Source organism: Serratia sp. NPDC078593, assembly GCF_050268245.1.
Classification (GTDB): Bacteria; Pseudomonadota; Gammaproteobacteria; order Enterobacterales; family Enterobacteriaceae; genus JBNNGK01.
On the sequence record NZ_JBNNGK010000025.1, the window covers coordinates 1 to 25,080 of the forward strand.

General features: G+C 52.6%; 20 protein-coding genes. 9 read left to right on the plus strand and 11 right to left on the minus strand.

The window, feature by feature from the left end:
- Positions 1 to 418 precede the first annotated feature (418 nt).
- Complete coding sequence (locus tag ACQKDS_RS18730; RefSeq protein WP_399673589.1) at positions 419 to 961, plus strand: glycine zipper 2TM domain-containing protein; 543 nt, start codon at positions 419 to 421, stop codon at positions 959 to 961.
- A 166-nt stretch (positions 962 to 1,127) separates the two neighbouring features.
- On the opposite strand, the gene mfd is transcribed toward ACQKDS_RS18730, so the two are convergent.
- The gene (mfd, locus tag ACQKDS_RS18735; protein ID WP_399673583.1) at positions 1,128 to 4,607 is read right to left on the minus strand and encodes a transcription-repair coupling factor; all 3,480 of its coding nucleotides are present in this window, start codon (positions 4,605 to 4,607) and stop codon (positions 1,128 to 1,130) included.
- 239 nt (positions 4,608 to 4,846) lie between these two features.
- On the opposite strand from mfd, the gene lolC reads away from it, so the two are divergent.
- The 5 genes from lolC to cobB are packed head-to-tail and all read left to right on the plus strand — an operon-like array spanning position 4,847 to position 9,815.
- A complete protein-coding gene (gene lolC / locus ACQKDS_RS18740; protein ID WP_399673581.1) occupies positions 4,847 to 6,049 on the plus strand; it encodes a lipoprotein-releasing ABC transporter permease subunit LolC in 1,203 nt (400 codons plus the stop codon).
- Positions 6,042 to 6,746 carry a lipoprotein-releasing ABC transporter ATP-binding protein LolD gene (gene lolD, locus ACQKDS_RS18745; RefSeq protein WP_399673579.1) on the plus strand — a complete coding sequence of 235 codons (705 nt, stop codon included), beginning with the start codon at positions 6,042 to 6,044 and terminating at the stop codon, positions 6,744 to 6,746. The genes lolC and lolD overlap by 8 nt, the downstream gene beginning before the upstream one ends.
- A complete protein-coding gene (gene lolE / locus ACQKDS_RS18750) occupies positions 6,746 to 7,993 on the plus strand; it encodes a lipoprotein-releasing ABC transporter permease subunit LolE (RefSeq protein WP_399673577.1) in 1,248 nt (415 codons plus the stop codon). Before lolD ends, lolE begins: the two co-directional genes overlap by 1 nt.
- Positions 7,994 to 8,048: 55 nt before the next feature.
- The gene (nagK, locus tag ACQKDS_RS18755; RefSeq protein ID WP_399673587.1) at positions 8,049 to 8,969 is read left to right on the plus strand and encodes an N-acetylglucosamine kinase; all 921 of its coding nucleotides are present in this window, start codon (positions 8,049 to 8,051) and stop codon (positions 8,967 to 8,969) included.
- Between the two features lie 9 nt (positions 8,970 to 8,978).
- Positions 8,979 to 9,815: a Sir2 family NAD+-dependent deacetylase gene (cobB, locus tag ACQKDS_RS18760; protein ID WP_399673575.1), complete on the plus strand. Its 837-nt coding sequence runs from the start codon at positions 8,979 to 8,981 to the stop codon at positions 9,813 to 9,815.
- Between the two features lie 86 nt (positions 9,816 to 9,901).
- Here cobB and potD read toward each other — a convergent pair whose 3' ends face one another.
- From potD to potA, 4 genes are all read right to left on the minus strand, one after another.
- Complete coding sequence (gene potD, locus ACQKDS_RS18765) at positions 9,902 to 10,948, minus strand: spermidine/putrescine ABC transporter substrate-binding protein PotD (RefSeq protein WP_399673573.1); 1,047 nt, start codon at positions 10,946 to 10,948, stop codon at positions 9,902 to 9,904.
- Between the two features lie 274 nt (positions 10,949 to 11,222).
- Entirely contained in the window at positions 11,223 to 11,999 is a 777-nt protein-coding gene (gene potC, locus ACQKDS_RS18770) for a spermidine/putrescine ABC transporter permease PotC (protein WP_399673571.1), read from the minus strand.
- Entirely contained in the window at positions 11,996 to 12,856 is an 861-nt protein-coding gene (gene potB, locus ACQKDS_RS18775) for a spermidine/putrescine ABC transporter permease PotB (protein WP_399673569.1), read from the minus strand. The genes potC and potB overlap by 4 nt, the downstream gene beginning before the upstream one ends.
- Positions 12,840 to 13,955 carry a spermidine/putrescine ABC transporter ATP-binding protein PotA gene (gene potA, locus ACQKDS_RS18780; protein WP_399673567.1) on the minus strand — a complete coding sequence of 372 codons (1,116 nt, stop codon included), beginning with the start codon at positions 13,953 to 13,955 and terminating at the stop codon, positions 12,840 to 12,842. Before potA ends, potB begins: the two co-directional genes overlap by 17 nt.
- A gap of 343 nt (positions 13,956 to 14,298) precedes the next feature.
- Between potA and pepT the strand changes: the two genes are divergently transcribed.
- Positions 14,299 to 15,531, plus strand: a complete 1,233-nt coding sequence (gene pepT / locus ACQKDS_RS18785; protein ID WP_399673565.1) for a peptidase T — start codon at positions 14,299 to 14,301, stop codon at positions 15,529 to 15,531.
- Positions 15,532 to 15,602: 71 nt separating this feature from the next.
- Positions 15,603 to 16,688, plus strand: a complete 1,086-nt coding sequence (locus ACQKDS_RS18790) for a malate/lactate/ureidoglycolate dehydrogenase (RefSeq protein WP_399673563.1) — start codon at positions 15,603 to 15,605, stop codon at positions 16,686 to 16,688.
- Between the two features lie 52 nt (positions 16,689 to 16,740).
- On the opposite strand, the gene ACQKDS_RS18795 is transcribed toward ACQKDS_RS18790, so the two are convergent.
- The 3 genes from ACQKDS_RS18795 to phoP form a co-directional block, all read right to left on the minus strand.
- Positions 16,741 to 17,862 carry a JmjC domain-containing protein gene (locus ACQKDS_RS18795; protein ID WP_399673561.1) on the minus strand — a complete coding sequence of 374 codons (1,122 nt, stop codon included), beginning with the start codon at positions 17,860 to 17,862 and terminating at the stop codon, positions 16,741 to 16,743.
- An 84-nt stretch (positions 17,863 to 17,946) separates the two neighbouring features.
- A complete protein-coding gene (gene phoQ / locus ACQKDS_RS18800) occupies positions 17,947 to 19,404 on the minus strand; it encodes a two-component system sensor histidine kinase PhoQ (RefSeq protein WP_399673559.1) in 1,458 nt (485 codons plus the stop codon).
- A 5-nt stretch (positions 19,405 to 19,409) separates the two neighbouring features.
- The gene (phoP, locus tag ACQKDS_RS18805) at positions 19,410 to 20,081 is read right to left on the minus strand and encodes a two-component system response regulator PhoP (RefSeq protein ID WP_399673557.1); all 672 of its coding nucleotides are present in this window, start codon (positions 20,079 to 20,081) and stop codon (positions 19,410 to 19,412) included.
- A 349-nt stretch (positions 20,082 to 20,430) separates the two neighbouring features.
- On the opposite strand from phoP, the gene ACQKDS_RS18810 reads away from it, so the two are divergent.
- Complete coding sequence (locus tag ACQKDS_RS18810) at positions 20,431 to 20,883, plus strand: GNAT family N-acetyltransferase (protein WP_399673555.1); 453 nt, start codon at positions 20,431 to 20,433, stop codon at positions 20,881 to 20,883.
- A gap of 129 nt (positions 20,884 to 21,012) precedes the next feature.
- Here the strand turns inward: ACQKDS_RS18810 and ACQKDS_RS18815 are convergent, their stop codons facing one another.
- Genes ACQKDS_RS18815 through ACQKDS_RS18825 form a run of 3 tightly spaced genes read right to left on the minus strand, consistent with a single transcriptional unit; the run spans position 21,013 to position 24,802 of the window.
- Positions 21,013 to 22,284 carry a c-type cytochrome gene (locus tag ACQKDS_RS18815; protein WP_399673553.1) on the minus strand — a complete coding sequence of 424 codons (1,272 nt, stop codon included), beginning with the start codon at positions 22,282 to 22,284 and terminating at the stop codon, positions 21,013 to 21,015.
- Positions 22,285 to 22,302: 18 nt separating this feature from the next.
- Complete coding sequence (locus ACQKDS_RS18820; RefSeq protein ID WP_399673551.1) at positions 22,303 to 24,081, minus strand: GMC family oxidoreductase; 1,779 nt, start codon at positions 24,079 to 24,081, stop codon at positions 22,303 to 22,305.
- Between the two features lies 1 nt (position 24,082).
- Complete coding sequence (locus ACQKDS_RS18825) at positions 24,083 to 24,802, minus strand: gluconate 2-dehydrogenase subunit 3 family protein (RefSeq protein ID WP_399673585.1); 720 nt, start codon at positions 24,800 to 24,802, stop codon at positions 24,083 to 24,085.
- Positions 24,803 to 25,080: the final 278 nt, after the last annotated feature.

Below are 25,080 nucleotides of genomic sequence, written 5' to 3' on the forward strand. Positions count from 1 at the left end.
ATGTCAGATTGCTATGCGCCTGTTAGGGCGCGGCTGGTAACAGAGCCTTATAGGCGCATATGAAAAACCTCCGGCTATGCCGGAGGATATTTATTGTGCCCACAGGATAGTAAGTGTCAAAGCCTGGCTTTGGTATGGCCGCTGTTTTTCCCGATAGCGGAAACCGCTAAGATTCGTCCTAAATGAGGCAATTTAGCAGGGTTTTCAGCAAGTTTGGTTACATCGTCTTATTGCAGCAGCAATCATCATTGGGCAGACTTTGTCGTGTTTACAAACGGCGTAGCGCGCATGCCGTAAACCGGGAGACGGCGAAATCGCTCGCCAAGGTGCACAACAAGAAGCGTGGTGTAATGCCGCAAAGCTCCCCGGTGCAAAATGCGTGGTAACACTTTCAGGAGGGTTTCCTGTGAACAAGTCAATGTTAGCCGGTATTGGGATTGGTATTGCAGCGGCTCTGGGGTTGGCTGCCGTAGCGAGCAGCATGGACGTTTTTTCGTCCAAACCACAGTATGCGCAGGTACTCAATGTCGCGCCGATCAACAAAACTATCAAAACACCGCGTAAAGAATGCCGCAATGTGACGGTGACACACCGTGCGCCAGTGCAGGATGAAAATCGTATTGCCGGTTCGGTGCTGGGTGCGGTTGCGGGTGGGGTGATTGGCCACCAGTTTGGTGGGGGGCGCGGCCGAGACGTTGCCACGATCGCCGGTGCGTTGGGGGGCGGCTATGCGGGTAACCAGATCCAAGGCTCAATGCAGAACAACGACACCACAACCAGTACGCAACAGCGTTGTAAAACAGTGTACGACAAATCCCAGAAAACCTTGGGTTATGACGTGACTTACAAGATCGGCGAACAGAAAGGCAAGATCCGCATGGATCACGATCCGGGCTCGCAGATTCCGTTGGATAAAAGCGGCCAGTTAGTGCTAAACAAATCGGATAATACGCAGGCATAAGTTAACAATAGCTTCCGTTACCCGTGTGTAGCGCACGGGAACGGGCTAAGCGGCATCTTTTGCGGCTGTATTCTTGCTTACGCGCAGTACACATCGGCTCAAGGCCAGTATGTACTGCGCGTTTTACTGCACGGCGCCAGCGTGAAACCGAATGGAGGCTTATGGCTTATGCCGCCAGCGTATGTTCGCGGAACGCCGTCAGCAGTTCTTCAATAAACTTCAAACGTTCCGTCCGATCGGCAAGGTCGAGCGTAAACTTCAGCTTGCTTGGGCCATCGAGTCGGTATACCTGCGGTTTGCTTTGCAGCAAACCGATCAAATAGCCAGGATCGACACGGTTTTTCTCTCCGAACTCGATAAAACCACCGCGGTCGTTGCCTTCTATCCGTTTGATACCTAAGGTTTGCGCATGTTGCCGCAGGGCGGCACTTTGCAACAGATTACGTGCGGCATCGGGCAGCTTGCCGAAACGGTCAATCAGTTCGACTTTCAACTCCTCCAATTCCGCGTCATGTTTCGCGCTGGCTACCCGTTTATAGAGCGACAGGCGGGTATTAACATCAGGGATAAAGTCATCCGGCAGTAAGGCAGGCATACGCAGCTCAACTTCAGTTTGGCTACTGGTTAAATCTTCTAATGATGGTTCCCGGCCTTGCTTTAGGGCATCAACCGCGCTTTCCAGCAGATCCATATACAGTGAGAAACCAATGGTAGTCATCTGGCCACTTTGGCCTTCGCCCAGCAACTCACCCGCACCGCGTATTTCTAAATCATGGGTGGCCAACGCAAAGCCTGCACCCAGATCTTCTAACGTTGCGATAGCTTCCAGACGTTTATGCGCATCAGCGCTCATCGCTTTTGGGTTCGGTGTCAATAAATAGGCGTAAGCTTGGTGGTGTGAACGTCCGACACGGCCACGCAGCTGGTGTAACTGCGCCAGCCCAAAGCGATCGGCGCGCTCAATGATAATGGTATTGGCGCTAGGGATATCAATGCCGGTTTCAATAATAGTGGTACAGACCAAGACATTGAAACGCTGGTGGTGAAAATCATTCATCACGCGTTCCAAGTCACGTTCACGCATCTGGCCGTGGCCGATGGCGATCCGCGCTTCAGGCACTAACTCTGCCAAGCGCTGTGCCGCTTTTTCGATGTTCTCTACATCGTTATAGAGATAATAAACTTGCCCGCCGCGCAAGACTTCACGCAGGATCGCTTCACGCACCACCAGATTGTCATATTCACGCACGAAGGTTTTGACCGCCAGCCGCCGCGCCGGTGGCGTCGCAATGATAGACAGATCGCGCATGCCGCTCATCGCCATGTTTAGCGTACGCGGAATCGGGGTGGCCGTCAGCGTCAGGATATCGACGTCGGCACGCATGCTCTTAATGCGTTCTTTATGGCGCACGCCGAAGCGGTGTTCTTCATCCACAATCAGCAGACCCAGATCCTTCCAGCGTAAATCGCTCTGCAATAACTTATGGGTGCCGATGACGATATCAACCTTGCCCTCAGCCGCGTCGTCCAACACTTGTTGCTGTTCTTTGGCGCTACGGAAGCGTGACATCATCTCAATACGAATAGGCCAGGTCGCAAATCTATCGCGGAAGTTATCGAAGTGCTGTTGCGCCAGCAGCGTGGTTGGCACCAAGACGGCGACTTGCTTGCCATTCTCTACCGCTAGGAAAGCAGCACGCATGGCGACCTCGGTTTTACCAAAGCCAACGTCGCCACACACCAGTCGATCCATCGCCAGCGGTTGACACATATCGCTTAATACGGCATTGATGGCCTGTTCCTGATCCGGGGTAGTTTCGAACGGGAAGGTCTGGCAAAACAGTTGATATTGTTCTCGATTATGCTTAAACGCGTAACCGGACTTCGCCGCCCGCTGCGCATAAATATCCAACAGCTCGGCAGCAACATCACGTACTTTTTCCGCCGCTTTTTGCCGTGCGCGGCTCCAGGCATCGCCGCCCAGTTTATGCAGCGGGGCACTCTCATCGGCTCCGCCTGCGTAGCGGCTGATGAGATGCAGCGATGAGACGGGAACGTAAAGCTTGTCTTCCCCCGCATACGACAGAATCAAATATTCGGCTTTGATGCCGCCCGCTTCGAGTGTGGTCAGCCCGACATAGCGACCGACGCCGTGTTCCAGATGCACCACCGGTTGCCCAGGATGCAGTTCTGCCAGGTTGCGGATCAGCGTATCCGTGTTAATGGTACGGCGATTGTCTTGCCGACGACGGCTGACGCGTTCGCCAAGTAAATCGCTTTCGCAGATCAGCGCTCGTTGGCGGATATCATCAAGGAACCCCCGCTCGGATGCGCCGACCATCATATAACGGCCGGCGACTTCCGCCTGATCTAGCCGATGAATCAGACGGGTATTGAGCTTGATGCGGCCAAGCAAGTCTTGCAACGTTTCGCGACGGCCTTCGCTTTCCACGGAAAAGATCACGCTGCCTGCAAAACTTTCGAGGAAGCGACGCAGGTTATCCAGCGGGGCTTTGTGCTGCGCCTGTACCGCCAGATCCGGTAGCGTTTGGTAATCTAGGTTGGTGTTGCCGGCTTTTTTCGGCAATGCTTCGGTTTTCAGCGCGATACGCGGCCAGGCTTTCAGCTCAGCAAACAGGCTATCGACCCGTAGCCACAGGCTTTCTGGTGCCACCAATGGGCGCATCGGATCTACGCGACGGTTTTCATAGCGTTGGTTAACGTCTAACCAAAAACGCTCAGCGGCGCTTTCCAGATTGCCGGTGTTCACTATCAGCGTGTTTTTCGGCAGATAGCTGAAGAGCGACGGCAGCGGTTGGTTGAAGAACAGCGGTTGCCAGTATTCAATCCCGGCAGGCCAAGTGCCTTTGCTCACCTGCTGGTAAAGGTGTTCGGCGTCACGGCGTACCTCAAACTGTTCACGCCATTGGCTGCGGAATAGCTCAATAGCATTTTTGTCGGTTGGAAATTCGTGAGCGGGCAGCAGGTTAATCGCCTCGACCTCGCTCAACGTACGCTGAGTATCGACATCGAAAATACGCAGGCTGTCAATTTCATCGTCAAAAAAGTCAATGCGGTAGGGGTCTTCACTCCCCATGGGATATAAGTCTAATAGCGCCCCACGCGTGGCGAATTCACCGTGTTCCATCACCTGATCGACGCTGCGGTAGCCAGCCTGTTCCAACTGTGAACGCAACGTGTCACGTGACAGGTGCTGACCTTTTTGCATCACTAATGCGTGGCCATGTAGAAAATCATGTGGGCAAACGCGCTGCATCAGCGTATTGACCGGCAAAATGATAATCCCGCGCGCCATGGTTGGCAGATGATACAGACTCGACAGGCGGGCGGAGATGATTTCCTGGTGCGGCGAGAAGCTGTCGTACGGCAGCGTTTCCCAATCTGACAGCGTGGTGACCAGTTGATCGGTAAACTGCTGTATTTCATCGCGTAAGCGGAGAGCATTCTGCATATCCGGCGCAATCAGCATCACGGGCCCCGGGTGGCGCTCAACAATTTCTGCGCATTCAACGGCGCAAGCCGCGCCGGTCAATTGCCCCAATTGGCGAACATCACCCGCACGTTCAGGTAAGGTATAACGGCAAGACGTGGATGCGGAACGGCTATGATTATCAGAAATGCTCATTCAGGTATCTTTGATCTATAAAATTGGCAGAGGGTTGGCGCCGCTTAACGGCACCTTGCTTTGCTTTATACTAGCCTAGCAGGGGGCAAACTGACATAGCTAAAAGCCTTTGTGGTGGTTAATTGGTCAGTCTGGCGTGCTGTCTGGCGAATAAAACCTGTCGGGTGGTTCCCTATTCTGAGGAGAGCCTTTATTATCCATGGTTACTTTGCTTAAGCTACGGCTACAAAACGGATTTCATGTATCAACCTGTCGCGTTATTCATTGGCCTGCGCTATATGCGCGGGCGGGCTTCAGACCGCTTCGGCCGGTTTGTCTCCTGGCTTTCCACCATCGGCATTACGCTGGGGGTGATGGCGTTAGTCACCGTGTTATCGGTGATGAATGGCTTCGAAAAAGATCTGGAAAACAATATTCTGGGTTTGATGCCACAAGCGCTGATCACTAGCCCACAAGGGTCGATTAATCCTCAACAACTCCCTGCGTCTGCCGTGCAGAGCTTGCGGGGCGTTACTCGTATTGCCCCCTTGACCACCGGCGATGTGGTGTTACAGAGCGCGCGTAGCGTCGCGGTAGGTGTGATGCTGGGCGTAACGCCTGACGACGACGATCCGCTAACGCCGTTTCTGGTCAATGTGAAACAGCAACGGCTGCAACCGAGTGAGTACAACGTCATTCTCGGTGAAGCTATGGCGGGTAAGCTGGGCGTCAAGCGCGGTGACAAACTGCGCCTGATGGTGCCCAGCGCCAGCCAATTCACGCCGATGGGGCGTATTCCGAGCCAGCGAATTTTCAATGTGATCGGCACCTTCCACGCCAACAGCGATGTGGATGAATATCAATTGCTGGTCAACCAGCAAGACGCTTCACGCCTGATGCGTTATCCCGCCGGTAACATCACCGGCTGGCGTCTGTTCCTGCAACAACCCTTGGCGGTGGATACCCTGAGCCAGCAGACATTGCCGCAGGGCAGCGTATGGAAAGATTGGCGCGAGCGTAAAGGCGAGCTGTTCCAGGCGGTGCGTATGGAGAAAAACATGATGGGGCTGTTGTTGAGTCTGATCGTGGCCGTGGCGGCGTTTAATATCATTACCTCGCTTGGCCTGCTGGTGATGGAAAAGCAGGGCGAAGTGGCCATATTACAGACTCTGGGTTTGACGCGTCGCCAGATTATGGCCGTGTTCATGACCCAAGGCGCCAGCGCCGGGATCATTGGGGCGCTGCTCGGTACTGCGCTTGGCGTGCTGTTGGCATTAAACCTTAATAATCTGATGCCGATCTTAGGCGCTTTGATTGACGGTGCCTCGCTGCCGGTGGCGGTCGAACCGCTTCAGGTCACGATGATCGCCGTTGCGGCGATGGCCGTTTCGCTGTTGTCTACGCTTTATCCTTCATGGCGCGCTGCCGCCGTACAACCCGCTGAGGCTTTACGTTATGAGTAATCATCTTTTGTTGCAGTGTGACAGCCTGTGCAAGACTTATCAGGAAGGCCATCTGCATACCGACGTGCTGCGCAATGTCAGTTTTGCTATGCAGCCGGGCGAGATGATGGCGATTGTCGGCAGCTCGGGCTCCGGTAAAAGTACGTTGCTGCATTTATTGGGGGGGCTGGATTCACCCACCTCCGGCAGCGTAGTGTTTAAAGATCAGGCGATGAATGGCATGACGTCTGCTGCCAAGGCCGAGCTGCGCAACCGCGAACTGGGGTTCATTTATCAGTTCCACCACTTGTTACCCGATTTTACCGCGTTGGAAAACGCCGCGATGCCGTTATTGATCGGCGGTATTAAGCCGACGTTGGCACAGGAAAAAGCGCGGGAAATGTTGGCCGCCGTTGGGCTGGAAAAACGCAGTAAACACCGGCCTTCTGAACTCTCCGGCGGCGAGCGCCAGCGTGTGGCGATTGCGCGTGCATTGGTGAACAATCCTTCGTTGGTATTGGCCGATGAACCCACCGGTAATCTGGACCAGCGTACTGCCGATAGCATTTTCGATTTGCTCGGTGAATTGAACGTACGGCAGGGCACGGCGTTTCTGGTTGTCACACACGACCTGCAATTGGCTAAACGGTTAAACCGCCAATTAGAGATGCGAGACGGCCATTTACAGGCGCAACCGACGCTGCTGGGGGGCGAGTGATGAGCGCTTCGCCTCTTTCATTGTTGATGGCGCTGCGCTTCAGCCGTGGCCGGCGGCGCGGCGGCATGGTTTCATTAATTTCGGTCATTTCAACCATCGGCATTGCGCTGGGCGTGGCGGTGCTGATTGTCGGTCTCAGCGCGATGAATGGTTTCGAGCGTGAATTGCAAAATCGCGTGTTAGCGGTGGTGGCGCACGGTGAAATTGAGCCAGTTAATCAACCGTTTGAAGACTGGCCGCAGATATTACAGCGGGTAGAGAAAGTGCCTGGCATTCTGGCCGCCGCGCCTTACATCAATTTTACTGGCTTGATGGAGAACGGTGCCCAGCTACGTGCCGTGCAGTTGAAGGGCGTAGATCCGAAGCAAGAAAGCGATTTGAGCGCGCTGCCGAACTATGTGCAGGGTGATGCCTGGGCTAACTTCAAAAGTGGCGAGCAGCAAGTGATTCTGGGCAAGGGCGTGGCTGATGCGCTGGGCGTTAAGCAAGGCGCATTTGTGACGGTGATGATCCCGAATAGCGATCCGCAAATGAAACTGTTGCAGCCAAAGCGGATTCGTTTGCATGTCACCGGCATTTTACAGCTCAGTGGTCAGCTTGATCACAGTTTGGCGATGGTGCCACTGGCGGATGCACAGCAGTATTTAGATATGGGTGACAGCGTCACGGGGATCGCTATCAAAGTGAACGATGTGTTCGCCGCCAATAAGTTGGTGCGTGACGCAGGCGAAGTGACAAATTCTTACGTCTATATCAAAAGTTGGATCGGTAAATACGGTTACATGTATCGCGACATCCAGATGATTCGCGCCATTATGTATTTAGCAATGGTGTTGGTGATTGGTGTGGCCTGTTTCAACATCGTTTCTACGCTGGTGATGGCGGTAAAAGATAAGAGTGGCGATATTGCCGTGTTACGTACTTTGGGTGCTAAAGACGGCTTTATTCGCGCAATTTTCATTTGGTATGGGCTACTGGCCGGCTTGGTGGGTAGCGTCAGCGGTGTGGTGGTTGGGGTATTCGCCTCCTATCAGTTGACCAACATTATTAAAGGGATTGAGCGGTTGGTCGGCCATTCTTTCCTGTCCGGCGATATCTATTTTATCGATTTTCTGCCGTCGGAACTGCATTGGCTCGATGTGATGATTGTGCTGGCGACCGCCATCGTGCTGAGCCTGCTTGCCAGTTGGTATCCGGCACGGCGTGCCAGCCGCATCGATCCGGCAAGGGTGCTGAGTGGGCAATAATCATCATGAAAATGGGGCGCAAGAATGCAGCCCCATTTTTTAACGTGAGGTGATGATGTATTACGGTTTCGATATCGGTGGTACCAAGATCGAATTGGGGGTGTTCGATGCCCAACGACAACGCATCGGGCAGAAAAGGGTGTCTACGCCGGCTGATGATTATCCGCTACTGTTGTCAACTTTACGCGACTTGGTACTGGAAGCGGATGCGGAACACGGCTGCCGCGGAATGATCGGCATTGGCATTCCCGGCTTACCCAACGCGGATGATGGCACACTGTTTACTGCCAATGTGCCGGCGGCAATGGGGCAACCTTTACCACGTGATTTGGCTGCCATGCTCGGCCGTGATGTCCGCATCGAAAATGATGCCAACTGTTTCGTGTTATCCGAAGCCTGGGATGAGGAGTTTCGCCATTATCCGGTGGTGTTGGGACTTATCCTTGGCACCGGGGTTGGCGGCGGGCTGATCGTTAATGGTAAGGTGGTGTCCGGGCGTAATGCCATTGCCGGGGAGTTTGGTCATTTTCGCTTACCGGTGGATGCGCTTGAGGTGCTGGGGCGTGATATCCCCCTCGTTGCCTGCGGCTGTGGTCATCACGGTTGCATAGAGAATTACCTCTCAGGCCGAGGGTTTGAGTGGTTGTATGCGCATTTTTATCAACAGCATCTGTCTGCGCAGCAGATTATTGCGCGTTATCGGGCGGGTGAGCCGCAGGCTGTGGCGCACGTTGAGCGTTTCCTTGATGTGCTAGCGATTTGCCTGGGTAATCTATTGACCATCGTCGATCCCCACTTAGTGGTGATCGGCGGTGGATTATCGAATTTTGACGCGATCTACCAAGCGTTGCCACAACGTTTGCCGAAAAGTCTGCTACGCGTGGCTAAAGTACCTCGTATCGAGAAAGCCCGTTACGGCGATGCCGGCGGCGTTCGCGGGGCTGCGTTCCTCAACGTGGTGGATGTTATTAAATAAGGAGAGGGTATGCACACGCGCCATCGATTATGTCAGTTTCGCAAGAGCAAACATATCTTGCACCAACGCTTTCGTTCACGGATTTTTCACCGTGACACTATGGCGGCGGCAGAGCTGAAAAAACCGTTTGTAGTGGTGCTGACGGGGGCTGGGATCTCTGCCGAGTCCGGCATTCGCACCTTCCGCGCGGCGGATGGATTGTGGGAAGAACACAAAGTCGAAGATGTGGCTACGCCAGAGGGGTTTCAACGTGACCCAGCATTGGTTCAGACATTTTATAACGATCGTCGTCGCCAGCTACAGCAAGAGGCCATCGCCCCAAATGCCGCCCATCGCGCATTGGCGAGCTTGGAAGAGTGGCTGGGTGATAACTTCCTGTTGGTGACACAAAATATTGATGATTTACATGAACGAGCCGGTAGCCAGCGGGTGTTACATATGCACGGTGAACTACTGAAGGTGCGCTGTACGCATTCTGGGCAGCTATTTGATTGGCCTGGCGATCTCGGTGTTGATGAGCGTTGCCATTGCTGCCAGTTCCCAGCACCTTTGCGGCCGCATGTGGTGTGGTTTGGCGAAATGCCGTTAGGCATGGATGAAATCTATCAGGCGCTGGAAAAGGCCGATTTCTTCGTTGCCATTGGTACCTCGGGCCATGTTTATCCCGCTGCCGGTTTTGTGCATGAGGCAAGAGTAGGGGGGGCGCATACCATGGAGCTGAACCTTGAACCGAGCCAGGTCGAAAACCAGTTCGACGAAAAGCACTACGGTCCGGCCAGCGAGGTTGTGCCACGCTTTGTGCATAAATTCCTGATGGGGAAGGTTGAGCGCGCAGACAGGTCATAAGTCTTGCGGAGTAATGTAGGGCGCAGTGTTAGTGGCGTCCTACAAATGACCGTGTAGCGGCCGGTATGCCCGGCCGTGATTGATGATTAACGACCGGCTTTGAGTTTCTGGAAATAGGTCTCGTATAGCGTGCTGGCATCGCCAACATCATTTTGCCATTCACCGTTCTTGATTACCGCCTCATCAGGATAGAGCGATTTATCCTCGGCAATCTCTTTGGGCAGCAGTTTCTTAGCGGCGAGGTTTGACGTTGGGTAACCGATGGTTTTTGCCACCTGTAACGCAATCTCTGGCCGTAGCAGGAAGTCGATCAGCTTCAGCGCACCATCGACATTCTTGGCGTTGGCAGGGATCGCCAAGCTGTCCATCCAGAAAATACCGCCTTCTTTCGGCCAGACAATCTCTAGCGGTGTTCCGGCTTGGCGAGCGACAAAGGCGGAACCGTTCCACACCATCCCCAGATTGACTTCCCCTTCCATGAACGGATTGCCCGGGTTGTCGGAGTTGAAGGCCAAGACGTTCGGCATCAGTTTTTTCAGCTCGTTATACGCCGCTTCAATTTCTTTGGGATCGCTGGTATTACCGGAATAGCCCAATTTACGCAGTGCCATTTGGAACACTTCACGCGCATCATCGGTCAACAACAGGCTACTTTGGTATTCGGGTTTCCATAAGTCGGCCCAAGCGGTGATGCTGGCCGGATCGATCTCTTCGCTATTCACGCCGATAGAGGTCGCGCCCCAAATGTAGGGGATCGAATAATCATTGTTAGGATCGAACGGTTTATTCAGCAGGTTGGGATCAAGATCGTTAAAGTGGCTCAGTTTGCTTTTATCGATCTTTTGCAGCATGCCTTCCTTACTCATCTTGGCGATAAAGTAAGTTGATGGCACCACTAAATCGTAAGCGCCGTCTTTATAAGTTTTCAGTTTGGCGTACATGCTTTCATTGGATTCATAGGTGGAGTAAATCACCTTAATCCCGGTTTCTTTGGTGAACTGTTCCAGCAGCCCAGGCGGCACGTATTCAGTCCAGTTATAGAAATACAGCGTTTTGCCGTCATCGGCACCGGCTGCAGAGCCGATGCTTAGCGCCATCATCCCGGCAGCGAGCAGGTGTGACCAGGTTTTCATGCAGCGTATCCTTTAACAGTTTTCGCATAAAACAGTATAGGCGGCCTGATCCGACGGTGCGCTATACCCCAGAGAGTGGACATTATAGGGGGGGCATTCGATGAGGTAAAGGAGCTTATCTCATTGGCAAACCAGCGCTTTTTTAACCTGGGATTTTCTTTCTTACGTGCGCCATCAGCGTGGAAAGACGGCAAAAATAGCGGGTATTGGCATTCGTTAGCGGAGAGGATTGTATGCGAAAGCCTAATAGCAGGGCGCCAACAGCGCCCTTAGGCTATTTAGCGGTGCGATCGCGCAAAATCAACTGACTGGCGAGCACTAACACCAGTGACAACATCAACAAAATGGTGGCCAGTGCGTTCACCTCCGGTGAGACGCCGACTTTGACCATGGAATAGATCTTGAGTGGTAAAATCTCATAGCTTGGGCCAGTCACGAACGACGACACCACGACATCATCCATCGATAACGTAAAGCTCAGCAACCAGCCAGCGGCCACGGCAGGCATCGCCAGCGGCAAAATGATTTTACGCAGGATGGTAACTTCACTGGCGCCGAGATCGCGTGCCGCTTCCAGCATTTTGACATCAAAACCTTTTAGCCGCGAATACACCGTGACGACCACAAAGGGCAGACAGAAAGTGATATGCGAGAATAATAGCGACCAGAAACCGAGTGAAATGCCGAGTAACATAAACAGCACCAGTAATGAAATCGCCATCACGATGTCTGGTGACATCATCACCACAAACAGCATACCGCCCACGAACGGTTTACCGCGAAAACGATAGCGATACAGCGCCACGGCGGTCAGTGAGCCAATCAGGGTGGCGAAAGTCGCCGAAAGCACCGCCATAGTGAGTGAATGGCTTGCGGCCTGTAGCAGGCTGTCGTTATTCATCAGCGTGCTGTACCAATCGGTGGTAAACCCTTGCCAGTTGATGCCAAAACGTGAGGCGTTGAACGAGTTAACGATCAAAATCACGATAGGAATATAGAGATAAGCGTAGATGATGGTCATGAAACCACCGCGCAGCAGGCGTCCGATCATTCCAGTTCCACCTTTTTGTTCAGTAGCTTAGCTGCGCGATAATAGACCCATAGCATCAGACCCATCACCAGCGTCAGGCAAATACTGGTCGCTGCGCCGAACGGCCAGTCACGAATGTTCAGGAATTGACTCTTGATCACGTTGCCGATCAGCAAGTTTTTCGCACCGCCCATGAGATCGGCCACGTAAAATAGCCCCATGGCCGGCAGGATCACCAACAGGCAACCGGCGATGATTCCAGGCATGGTCAGTGGCACGATAATACGGATAAAGGTTTGCAGCTTACTGGCGCCGAGATCGCGCGCCGCCTCTAGGCAGGATTTATCCAGCTTTTCAATGCTGGAATACAGCGGCATAACCATGAACGGCAACAGAATATACACCAAGCCAAGCACTACCGCTTCGGAGCTGTACATGATGCGAAACGGTTTATCGATTAGCCCCAGCCACAGGAGGAAATCATTCAGATAACCACGGGTGCTGAGAAACAGTTTCAGGCCATAAATACGGATCAGTGAGTTAGTCCAAAAGGGCACGATAAGCAGAAACAGCAGCAGTGGCCGTATCTTTTGCGGCAAGCGGGCAAGAATAAAGGCAAACGGATAGCCGATCGCCAAGCAGCAAAGGGTAGCGATTGCCGCCATATTCAGCGAGTGCAGCAGCACTTCGGCGTAGAGTGGGTCAAACAGCCGGGTATAATTGTCCAGCGTAAACACCATCTTTACCAGGTTCGCATCATCACGCGTTAAGAAACTGGTCGCGATGATCATCAGGTTCGGCATGAACACGAACAGCACCAGCCAGGCAACCACGCCGGTGATCACCACATTTTGGAAAAGTTTACGCGAGTTTTTCATCGGCCAGTACCACCTCCCAGCTTTCAACCCACGTTACCGCCATCTTCTGGTTAAGTGAGTGGTCCACGTCCGGATCGTCCTCGTTGAAGAACTCACTGACCATCACCATCTTGCCGTTTTCCAGCTCGACTACCGATTCCAGCGTCATCCCTTTGTAATTACGTTCGCGAACGTAGCCAATCAGGCCATCGACCTGTTCGACACCGTTAATCTCTTCTACGCGCAAGTCTTCCGGCCGTAACAGGACTTTTACTTGCTGGCCGACGTCGACGGACAGGGCGGCGTAGATGTCACATTCGCGCCCCTCAACATTGGCACGCACGCGCTGTTCATCGATACGTTGCAGTACCGTGGCATCAAAAATATTGATTTCACCAATGAAACTGGCGACGAACAGATTACGGGGTTCTTCGTATATCTCACGCGGCGTACCGTCTTGTTCAATACGCCCATCGCGCATGACGACGATGCGATCTGACATGGTCAACGCTTCTTCCTGATCGTGCGTGACGAACACGAAAGTGATACCGAGCTTACGCTGCAGCGCTTTCAGTTCGTTTTGCATCTTTTTACGCAGCTTATAGTCCAACGCTGACAGCGACTCATCCAGCAATAGCACTTTAGGCTTATTCACGACCGCACGGGCGATGGCAACGCGCTGTTGCTGGCCACCAGAAAGCTGGCTGGGGCGTCGTTGAGCGAAGGTATCGAGCTGCACCATGCGCAGTGCTTCTTCTACCCGCGGCGTGATTTCAGCCGCGGGTGTTTTTTGCATCCGTAAGCCAAAAGCGACGTTTTCAAACACCGTCATATGAGGAAACAGTGCGTAGCTTTGGAAAACGGTATTAACGTGGCGATGCTCAGCGGGAATCTCGGTGATATCTTGGCCATCAAGCACAATGTTACCGCTATCGACATCTTCCAAGCCGGCGATCAAGCGTAGCACTGTGGTTTTGCCGCAGCCGGAAGGGCCGAGAATCGTAAGAAATTCACCATTATTAATGGTGAGGTCGAGATCGGTGATGATCTCCTTGCCGCCGAATCCTTTGCTTAACGCTTTCAATTCAACGAGTGGTGTCAGAGAGGATGTCTCAGTCATTTATGGTGTCACTCTATCCCGTGGGGTGATGCAGATAGAACCGCCACTGGAAAAGACTGCGAGCCTGCGGGGTTACCCCGTCTTACGAATGAAGCTCAAAACCAGTGGCGCCGCTTGAAATTTTTAGAGCGCGCATGATAGACGCTGTGCGACCGAAATGAAAGCCAACGCGCTGATTATCGCTTTTATAGCGGCATTATGCTGCAGTTTTATGCACTGATTGCCTGAATAAATCATCACAATGCGTAATGATTTTGGTTAATTCTGGTTAAAAATGACCTGTCTCAATATTTGATAGGGATCGCTTGCGCATAATGAAACGCGAAATTCTGAGGGCGAAACCATGGATAAACTACTTGATCGTTTTTTTAATTACGTCACTTACGACACGCAATCTAAAGCAAACGTCAAACATGTGCCGAGCACCGAAGGCCAGTTAAAGCTGGCTCGGGTACTGAAGCAGGAAATGATTGAGCTAGGATTTACACAGGTATCGCTCAGTGAGCATGGTTGTGTGATGGGCACCTTGCCAGCCAATGTGGCTTGGCCGGTGCCAGCGATTGGCTTCATCTCTCATTTGGATACTTCGCCGGATTGCACCGGCAAGCACGCCAATCCGCAGATCGTGGAAAACTATCGCGGTGGCGATATTGCGTTGGGCATGGGCGATGAAGTGTTGTCGCCGGTCATGTTCCCGATCCTGCATCAAATGATGGGGCAAACCCTCATCACGACCGACGGTAAAACGTTGCTCGGTGCGGATGATAAAGCGGGAATTGCCGAAATTCTGACGGCCATGGTCAGGCTGCAACAGAAGAAAATACCGCACGGTGACATCCGCGTGGCCTTCACATCCGATGAAGAAGTGGGCAAAGGTGCGCGCTATTTTGATGTGGAAGCCTTTAACGCTGAGTGGGCCTATACCATCGATGGCGGTGGCGTAGGGGAGTTGGAGTGTGAAAATTTCAACGCGGCATCAGTAACGGTGAAAATTGTTGGCAACAATGTGCACCCGGGCAGCGCTAAAGGCGTGATGGTTAACGCGCTGTCGTTGGCCACGCGTATTCATCAGGCATTACCCGCCGATGAAACACCGGAAAACACTGCCGGTTATCAAGGCTTTTACCACCTGACGAGTATCAAAGGGCAAGTTGAACGAGCGGAAATGCATTATATCCTGCGCGATTTTGAGCGAGAGGGATTTGAAGCACGCAAACGTAAGATGATTGATGTCGCACAGCAAGTAGGAAAAGGGTTACCGCGTGACTGCTACATTGAAGTAAGTATTGAAGACAGTTACTACAATATGCGCGAACAGGTGGCGCAGCATCCCCACGTTATTGCCTTAGCACAACAAGCGATGCGAGATTGTGATATCGAACCGATCTTGAGGCCGATTCGCGGTGGCACCGATGGTGCTCAGCTATCGTTTAAAGGGTTACCATGTCCGAACGTGTTTACCGGAGGCTATAACTTCCATAGTAAACATGAGTTTATTAGCTTGGAAGGAATGGAAAAGGCGGTGTCGGTTATTATGCGCATCGCTGCACTGACAGCAGAGCGTGCCAAAGACTAGCCTGTATTAACTTGACGAGAAGGGTTCTTGTGCCAAGCTCATTTAGGAATATTCCCAAGATGAGGTGGGGTATGAGTACTGAGTATCGCATCAACAGCGAACGTCTGAAACAATTTGTACAGGCTATCTGGCGTCACGCTGGCAGTTCGGTGCGGGAGGCTGAACTGGTGGCAGAACATTTGGTACAGGCAAATATGGCTGGGCATGACTCACATGGTGTAGGTCAAATACCGGGTTATATGGCTTCCATGGGGCAAGGTCAGTTGAAACTTAATGTCCATGCCCGATTGGTCAAGGACGCCGGCACTGTTTTGACGTTGGACGGTGGTAAGGGATTTGGCCAAGTAGTTGCCAGCGAGGCAATGGAGTTGGGTATTGAACGCGCACGACAACTGGGGCTAGCCGCGGTGGCACTGCATAATGCGCACCATATTGGCCGTGTCGGTCATTGGGCCGAGCAGTGCGCTCACGCGGGATTTATTTCCATTCACTTTGCCAATGTGGTGGGGGATGCTAAGGTCGCGCCATTTGGCGGTAGCGATCGCCGCTTTGGCACTAACCCTTTTTGTGTGACTTTCCCTCGCCCCGGTAAAAAGCCATTATTGTTGGATTTTGCAACCAGCGGCATTGCCTTTGGTAAGACGCGTGTTGCGTACAATATGGGGAAGGCGGTTGCGCCGGGCTTTCTTATCGACCAGCAAGGGCAACCTACAACGCAACCCAAGGTGATGCATGAGGCACCATTTGGTTCGCTGTTGGCTTTTGGCGGTCATAAAGGGTATGCGCTGGCGACAATGTGTGAAATTCTTGGTGGCGCACTTTCCGGTGGGCGTACGACGCATCATATTACGAAGAAAGCGGCCAAAGACCCGGCGACATTCAATTGTATGACAACGCTGATCCTTAATCCTGATGCTTTCAATGCGCCACAAATGCAGGAAGAAGCCGAAGCATTTATCGAGTGGTTAAAATGTTCACCGAAAAGCGGTGACGAGCCGATTCAGTTGCCCGGTGAGTGGGAACAGAGTAATCATGATGCGCGGCAGAAGGAGGGAATACCTATTGACGGGAATACTTGGCAACAGATTTGTCATGCTGCGCATTTAGCCGGTATGCCAGTGGCGGAGCTTGAGGAGTATCGCACGTTGATCAATTGACGATAGCGCTTAAACGATATTGCCCCTCTCAGTGATGAGAGGGGCAGCTTATTTAGTCGTTGAAGTACCAATAACCGCTGTTAACCAGTGCGGTCAGCAAGGCGAGGAATGATGGGTCATCCAGTGCATCGCCGAACATTTCAGCATTAACGCTATAGTGTTGGCACAGCGCATCAGCGGCTTGCAGATGCTCAGTATCGATTAACTCACCGTTGGCAAAGCACCGATCGCCAACACGCAGTACGCGCAGGCCACCTAGGCGTTGCAGTGCTTCCCCCTGTTGCAGCAATTCGTAGATATCACCGGCCTGATAAGGCGGCTCCGGTGGCGCAATATCCAGCTCATGGCGCGATTGAGAGGTAAACTCACCGAACCACTGTTGGAAGTGCTCTGGCTGTTGCACCAAACTCAGCATCATCGCGCGCAACGCCTCCACTTCTTGTGGCAGCACGGTGGCAGGGCTATCACGCAGCGTGAGGTCAGGATCGCTGTAACGCAGGCTTCCCAACTCACGTGCCAGCACATAATCGGCAAAACCGCTGACCAACTCGCGACCGTTGGGGGCTCGGAGTCCAACGGAGTAATTCAGTGCGTTTTCCAACGCGTAGCCTTCATGGGGAAAGCCCGGTGGAATGTAGAGAATATCGCCCGGTTCCATTTCTTCGTCGATAATAGCGTCAAAAGGCGGCACCTGGAGCAAGTCTGGGTGCGGGCAATGTTGCTTCATCGGGATTTTTTCGCCCACGCGCCAGCGGCGGCGGCCGGTACCTTGAATAATGAATACGTCGTATTGATCTAAATGTGGCCCTACGCCACCGCCCGGCACCGAGAAGGAAATCATCAGATCATCCATGCGCCAATCGGGAAGCTGACGGAATGGGCGCATTAGCGCACTGGATGGTTCGTGCCAATGGTCTACTGCCTGTACCAATAGCGACCAGTTGTTTTCACCTAGGTGGTCGTAGCTTTCAAATGGCCCGTGCGCAACTTGCCAGTGACCATCCTTATGGCTGACTACGCGGCTGTCCACTTCATTTTCCATCGCCAGCCCAGCGAGCTCATCCGGGGAGATCGGATCGATAAAGTTTTTGAAGCCACGCTTCAGAATCACTGGACGCTTTTGCCAATAGCGTTGTAAAAAGTCGTTCCAGTCCAGATCTAATTGATAATCCATATACTATTCCAGGAGAGAGGAGTGAGCCTGGTAGGGATTATAACGGAAGTCAGGCCTGTTGGGGCGCGGCCTGACTAACAGAATTTACTCGTTGTGGTGAACATCATGCTGGCGGGCGAAGGTGACCATCATGCGCGCCCCGCCGAGTGGACTATCGCTAATGGTAATTTCACCGTCATATTGTTCAATAATTTCTGCTGCGACTGACAAACCAATACCCTGGCCGGGGCGAAGTGTGTCGACACGCTGGCCGCGTTGGAATATCAAACTACGTTTGCTTTCTGGGATCCCGGGGCCATCATCATCAATGACAATAATGAGGTTTTTTTCGGAGTGCAGAGAGGTGATCTCGACAAACTCCAAACAATATTTGCAAGCATTCTCCAGTATGTTCCCCATGACTTCCATAAAGTCGTTTTTTTCGCCCATAAAGGTGATTTCAGGGGAGATATCCAGTGTGATGACCACGCCTTTACGTTGATAAACCTTGTTCAGCGCCACGGTTAGGCTGTCCAATAATGCCGGGACAGAGTGAATTTCACGCGTTAGCACCGTTTGCCCTGAGTTGATACTGGCACGATGCAGGTAATAGCCAATTTGCTGTGAAATTCGACTGATCTGATCGAGCATGATCGGTTCGGCTTCTTCGATCGTCGTTTGCTTACCGGAACGCAGTGAGCGCAGCGTTGTTTGTAGCACGGCCAGTGGTGTCTTCAAACTATGGGTCAGATCGGAGAGTGTGGTTCGATATTTGGTATAACGCTGGCGTTCGTTACGCACCAATATGTTGAGGTTGCGCACCAGTCCGCGCAGTTCGCTGGGCGGATTCTCATCCAACTGTTCGCGTTCGCCATTTTCTAATTCACTGACCTGATTGATCAGCGCTTTAATCGGCCGCAGGCTCCAATAGGCCGCCAGCCACAGTAAAGGCACCACCAACAGCAGGTTGGCTAACAGCACATAGCTAAACCATTCCCAGACGACATCGGAACGTTGCAGCTCCTGCGGGATAGAATCGACCACCACGATAGTCAGCGCCGGCAAACGCGGGGTCGCCGCATATTTATTGACCGCGACCGAGTGCGTTAGCGCATTCTGGTCGGTATCATCGTAATCCTTGAGTTTATTTTGAGCCTGCGGGTTATCGCCGAGCACTTCACTACTGATGCGGGTATCGGTATCAATTTCATAAAAACCCGATTCTTGCAGCCAATCAGGCTGAATCAGCGCCTCAAGCTCCGGCACTTTGCGTTGGCTCCACAACAGCTTACCCTGCTCATCATAAATGAATACCAGCGTCGGCGAATTGATGTCGATGTCGGGCGGTATCGCGATAGTCAGCTGTTTATTCTTCCATTGTGCCAGGCTGAAGAATAAGTTGCTTTCGCCGCGCAGCAAGCTGAAGGCGGTCTTATCAAAGCTGACAATGTAACCCACCACCGCCACGAGGCCGTAAGAGAGTGAGAGTGCCAAGATCACGCCTGCGGTAGCCATTAAAAAGCGCGAGCGCAGTGAGAATGGCTTTTTATCCCTGTTGAACATTATGCTCACTTAGCATCGAAGCGGTAGCCTTGGCCACGTACGGTCGTGATGACATCCTGCGGATATTCAGCCTGCAATTTTTTGCGCAAGCGCCCCATCAGCACATCGATAGTGTGGCTTTCACGCAGTTCTGCATCGGGGTACAGCTGCAACATCAATGAGTCTTTGCTGACCACTTTGCCCGCGTTACGGATTAACGTTTCGATAATGGTGTATTCAAACGCGGTTAGCTTAATGTGTTGTTCGTTAACGCTCAGTTCGCGGCGCGACAGATCAATTTGGAACGGCGGCAGAACGATAACCTGTGACGCTAGCCCACTGTTACGGCGCATCAACGCTTGCATGCGGGCGATCACTTCCTCCAGATGGAACGGCTTGGTGACATAATCGTCGGCACCGGCTTCCAGTACCGCCACTTTATCTTGCCAGCTTTCACGGGCGGTCAGCACCAAGATCGGCAATTTCATCTGGTGGGCACGCCAGCGGCGGATCAGGCTCAGGCCGTCTTCACCAGGGAGGCCAAGATCGACAATCGCAATATCCGGTGCATGTTCTTGCAGAAAGTAATCGGCTTCTTTGGCATCTTCTGCAGCGTCAACTTGATGCCCCATTTCGCGCATTTGCACAGAAAGGTGATGGCGCAGCAAACCATTATCTTCAACAACTAATACTCGCATAGGGCAGACTCCTGATGACTTGCGGGTGAATATCCGTCACCCAAATTATAAAGGTATCACGCAGTTAAGCATGCTTTTTACCGTTTAATTATCTGCAATGGTCGATAAACGTTTGATAAACAATCTCAGTACGGACTTAAACCAACATTAAACGACAGCGGAGTAACCCTAATATGACGCCTGTTGTGGAACAGCATCAAAGGAATGGTCAAAGTGTTCGCGCTGCATCATAGGGCAGTGAACGCAATGGGAGCCACTTTTTTGCTGAAACGAGCGTTGCTCATTATCATTAATGAATGTGGATGATGGTTTTAGTCAGTACATCTTAGCGTAACGACATGGAGACACGATGAACTCAGCAGATAATCGGGTGGTGGTTCGTAGAGTGAGCGGTGGGGATAAATTGCAGTGGGCGGCCTTATGGCAAGGTTATCTGCACTTTTACCGTGCTGATATTCCAGCGGCGATCACGGATGAGACCTTCATCCGCTTAACCTGTGAACAACAGGTTTATGGCTTGGTCGCGGAAGATCAAGACGGAAACTTGTTGGGATTAATGAATTTGATTTTTCATCCCTCGACGTGGAGCCTCGTGGGTTACTGCTATATCGAAGATATTTATGTTTCACCGGCAGCGCGTGGTCAAAATGTGTCAGAGAAATTGTTCGCGCAGGCGTATCAGTTAGCCGAAGAGCGCGAATGCGATCGGGTATATTGGATGACTCAAGAATATAACGCGCCTGCGCGTTCACTGTATGACAAGGTCGGCCAACGAAGTTCGTTTATTGTCTATAAACGTTAATGTGAGTTTGGTCTGGGCGTTTATCTTAATGCCAGAAAAAAGCGTGCGGACGGTTTGGCCGCCAACACGCTGTACTGCACTTGTTGCCTTTCGGTGTGAAGAGGCGTCGTGAGGGAGCATTATCGGGGATTAGTGCGTGGGTGTATCGGCGCTGTTTTTACGAATGGCCCGCACCTGTTCAGCCGTCACCGCTGGCGCATGATTTCCCCAACTGTTGCGCACAAAGGTGGCCAGCTCGGCGATTTGCGCATCACTGAGCCGCCAACCAAAGTCCGGCATGGTCAGGCCGGTGGGGGCCGTGGCGGTCATCGGTGTCCGTGACCCGCGAAGAATAATGCTGAGCAGAGACGATGGGTCGTCACCTAACAATGCCGGGTTAAGCGCCAATTGTGGGAAGGTGTTTTTGTAGCCTTGGCCATCACTGCGGTGGCAGGCGGCGCAGTTATCCACATAGGTTTGTGCACCGGGTTGATTGATGCTGTTTTGCAACAGCGTCTGTACGGTTTGGCGTTCGACGTTGGGCACCGTTTGTTGCGTGTTGGCCGGTAACGCTTTTAGGTAGGTGGCGATCGCCAAGCGGTCGTCATCGCTCAGGTGTTGTGTGCTGTCTTGCACAACGTCAACCATCGAACCGAACGCCGCGAACTTATCGCTGTGGCCGGTTTTCAAGAAACGGGTGATATCTTCTGTACGCCATTTTCCAAGCCCACTCAGCGCATCACCACGCAGATTGGCGGCGTGCCAACCATCGAGCGTGCCGCCGCGTAGATAGTCGCTACTGCTTTGGTCTAACGCTTTTTCCTGAAAGCCAATCCCGCGCGGCGTATGGCACGTTCCGCAGTGGCCCAGCCCTTGAACCAGATAGGCGCCACGGTTCCATTGCGAGCTCTGCCGGGTATCGGCTTTGAATGCGCCATCTTCGCGAAAGGCCATGTCCCATATCGCCAGTGGCCAACGCAGATTCAGCGGCCACGGGATATCGCTGTCTTGGTTGGCGTGGGTGACGGGTTGCACATAGTGGTGGAAATAGAGGTACAGAGCGCGAACATCATCATCACCAATCTTGGCAAAGGACGGGTAGGGCATTGCCGGATACAGCCGTCTGCCGTCTCGCGCGATGCCTTTACGCAGCGCATCGGCAAATTGTTTCTCGCTATACTCCCCAATCCCGGTACGCTTGTCTGGAGTAATGTTGGTGGAGTAAATCGCCCCAATTGGCGTATTCATTTTCAAGCCGCCAGCAAACGGCAATCCCCCAGGGGCGGTATGACAGGCGACGCAGTCACCAACGCGCGCCAGATACTCGCCGTAAGCAACCTGCTGCGCCACGGGATCTTGCGCAGCTTGAACGTTATCCCCCAGTGCCATTATGGCTAACAGTGAAATGATTAATCCTTTCATATCGTTCTCCTTCTGCCGTTAAGCGTGCACCAGTGGGCCGGGATTTTTCAGGTACTGTGAACGGATCGCCTCGGCAGCATAGTAGGCCAGTGCGCCGACAATACCGGTGGGGTTATAAGCCAAATTCTGTGGGAAAGCGCAGGCACCGGTGACAAACACATTCGGTACATCCCAGCATTGCAGGTACTTGTTGACGACGCTGTTCTGCGGTGAATCGCCAGTGATTGCGCCGCCGGTAGTATGTGTGGATTGGTAGGGGCGAACATCGTAGTGCGAATGGCTGTTCATCACGGAAATTGCCATTTGTTTCGGGCTCATCACCCTAGCGATATCCGCCATTTGTTGGGTGATGTGCTGGGTCATCTTGATCTCGTTGGATTTCCAATCGAAAGTCATGCGCAGCAGCGGCAGGCCGTAGGCATCTTTATAGGTCGGATCGAGATCCAGATAGCAGTCACGGTAAGGCATCACCGAACCTTCGGAACCGATGCTCATTGTGTGCTGATAGTTATCTTTGATGCCTTGCTTCCAGCCGCTTCCCCAACGTGGCGTGCCCGGCGGCAAAGCCATTTGTTGAATCGGACGTCCCCCGGTACAAGTGGCAGAAATATACGCGCCGCCGATGAAACCGAGCGCGCTATGATCGAAATTTTCACTGTTAAAATCATCGATTACGGTACCCGCAGCCCCGGCACCGATAAATGGATTGAACCAGGTATCCTTATCGTAAAACAGTGAAATCCCGCTGTTCATTTGGTAGGCGTAGTTCTTACCGACCACACCGTCACCGGTTACCGGATCGTAAGGTTTCCCAATGCCGGATAGCAGCAACAAGCGCACATTGTGCAGTTGGAAGGCGCTAAGGATCACCAGATCGGCCGGCTGTTCTACCTGTTGTCCATGGGCATCGATATAGGTGACTCCCGTGGCTTTTTTGCCACTGCTGTCCAGATTAACGTTGATCACTTGTGATTGAGTGCGCAGCGTGAAGTTTTTGCGCTTCATTAATACCGGCAAGATGGTGGTTTGCGGCGAGGCTTTGGCATACATAAAGCAGCCAAAGCGTTCGCAATAGCCGCAGTAGTTGCATGGCCCCATTTGCACGCCGTAGGGATTGGTATAGGGTTGTGAGCAGTTCGCGGCTGGAATGCTGAAAGGGTGATAACCCAGTTCTTCTGCCGCCTGACCAAATAGTTTGCCAGAATACAGCGTTTTTAGTGGTGGGGTGGGGTAATCGCTGTTGCGAGGGCCCTCAAACGGGTTTCCCCCTTTGATGATCTTGCCTTGCAGATTACCGGCTTTACCGGCCGTACCGCACACTTTTTCAAACTTTTCGAAATACGGCTCTAGCTCGCTGTAGCTGACCGGATAATCCTGTAACGTCATGCCTTCCGGTATCCATTGATTGCCGTATTTTTCGGTTACCGTACTGTGTAACTTGAGGTCTGCGGGTAAGGCACGCCAAAGCATACCGTTCCAGTGGACACCGGCACCGCCGACGCCATTGCCGGGTAAAAATGAGCCCAATTGGCGATAGGGCACGGCAAAATCGGCTGGCGTGTGGCGAACGGTTACCGTTTCATGGGCGATTTCCTGCATCAGTTTCAGGCGAATGCCGTAGGTGAGTTCATCAGCAATGCGCGGATAGGCGAAGTCAGGATAGGTATCACGCTGTTCACCGCGCTCCAGCGCTAACACCTCAAGACCGGTTTCGCTCAACTCCATGCCCATGATGGCGCCGGTCCAGCCGAAACCCACGATCACCACGTCTACCGGTGGCTTTTTAATTGCGCTCATTTTATGCATTCCTTTTGCTCGAGATACTGACAGGCCCTAATGGATAAGGTTGGTTCAGGTGATCAACCCAATCGGTATAGTCTGCGCGTGCGCCCGGGAAACCGATCAACCGCCATGAAGCCAGCGTTTGATTACCGCCATGGATCGGGTCTGCCAGATAGCCTTCTTGAGTATTCAGCAGCAGTTGGGAAAAAAATGCTTGGCCGGGCAGCGTATCGCTGTCTATTTCTCCTTTTTCTAACGCGCTGAGCAGCTGTTCTTGCTGTTGATGTGACAGTTCCGCGAAGATTTTTTGAAACCGCTGGTGACAGTAAGCATTAACCGCACGTATACCGTTGCGATAGGTTTCGCGCGGCGTCAATTTGGATTGATAACCCAACTCTGGTGCGGCAGCCACAAACGGCGGATGCATATACCACAATCCCCCTTGGCCGTAGGAGGAGGCCATCTGCTTATCGATAAAGATCGGCACGCCCTGTTCGATGGCTCCAGGGCCATGACTGTCGCTCGGGATCAACCGATCACAGGCAGCCAAGAGAAAACGCCACTCCTCAAGATTAAAATAGGTCGGTATATAATGGGGGGAAACGCCAGCCGCCGGTGCTGCATCGGCGGTGAGCACTGCCATGCCACTGCTACCGGCCACAGCCAACGGAATTAACGCTAAGGTTTTTTTCAAAAAATCACGCCGGGGCGGCGTTGGAGGTTGTTGTTGAGACATCATTCCACCTTGAACATGTTTCACGAAAGTGCCCACGCGGCAAAGGGTACGCGCGCTACCGCTATCCGGCGGCCGTTAACGGGCGAGGAAGGTCGGATAGGCCATATCAATAATTAATTAGCAAGCTACTGGTATGGTGATCGTAGTGTAGGAGCAGGATGATGTGATGAACAATAAATGAGCTGTTTCAAAACATTTTATTTACAATGCGATTGATCAAGATCAACTAATTAACATTGTCGATCAGCCTGCGTGATATGTCGTGGATGGAACAGCGA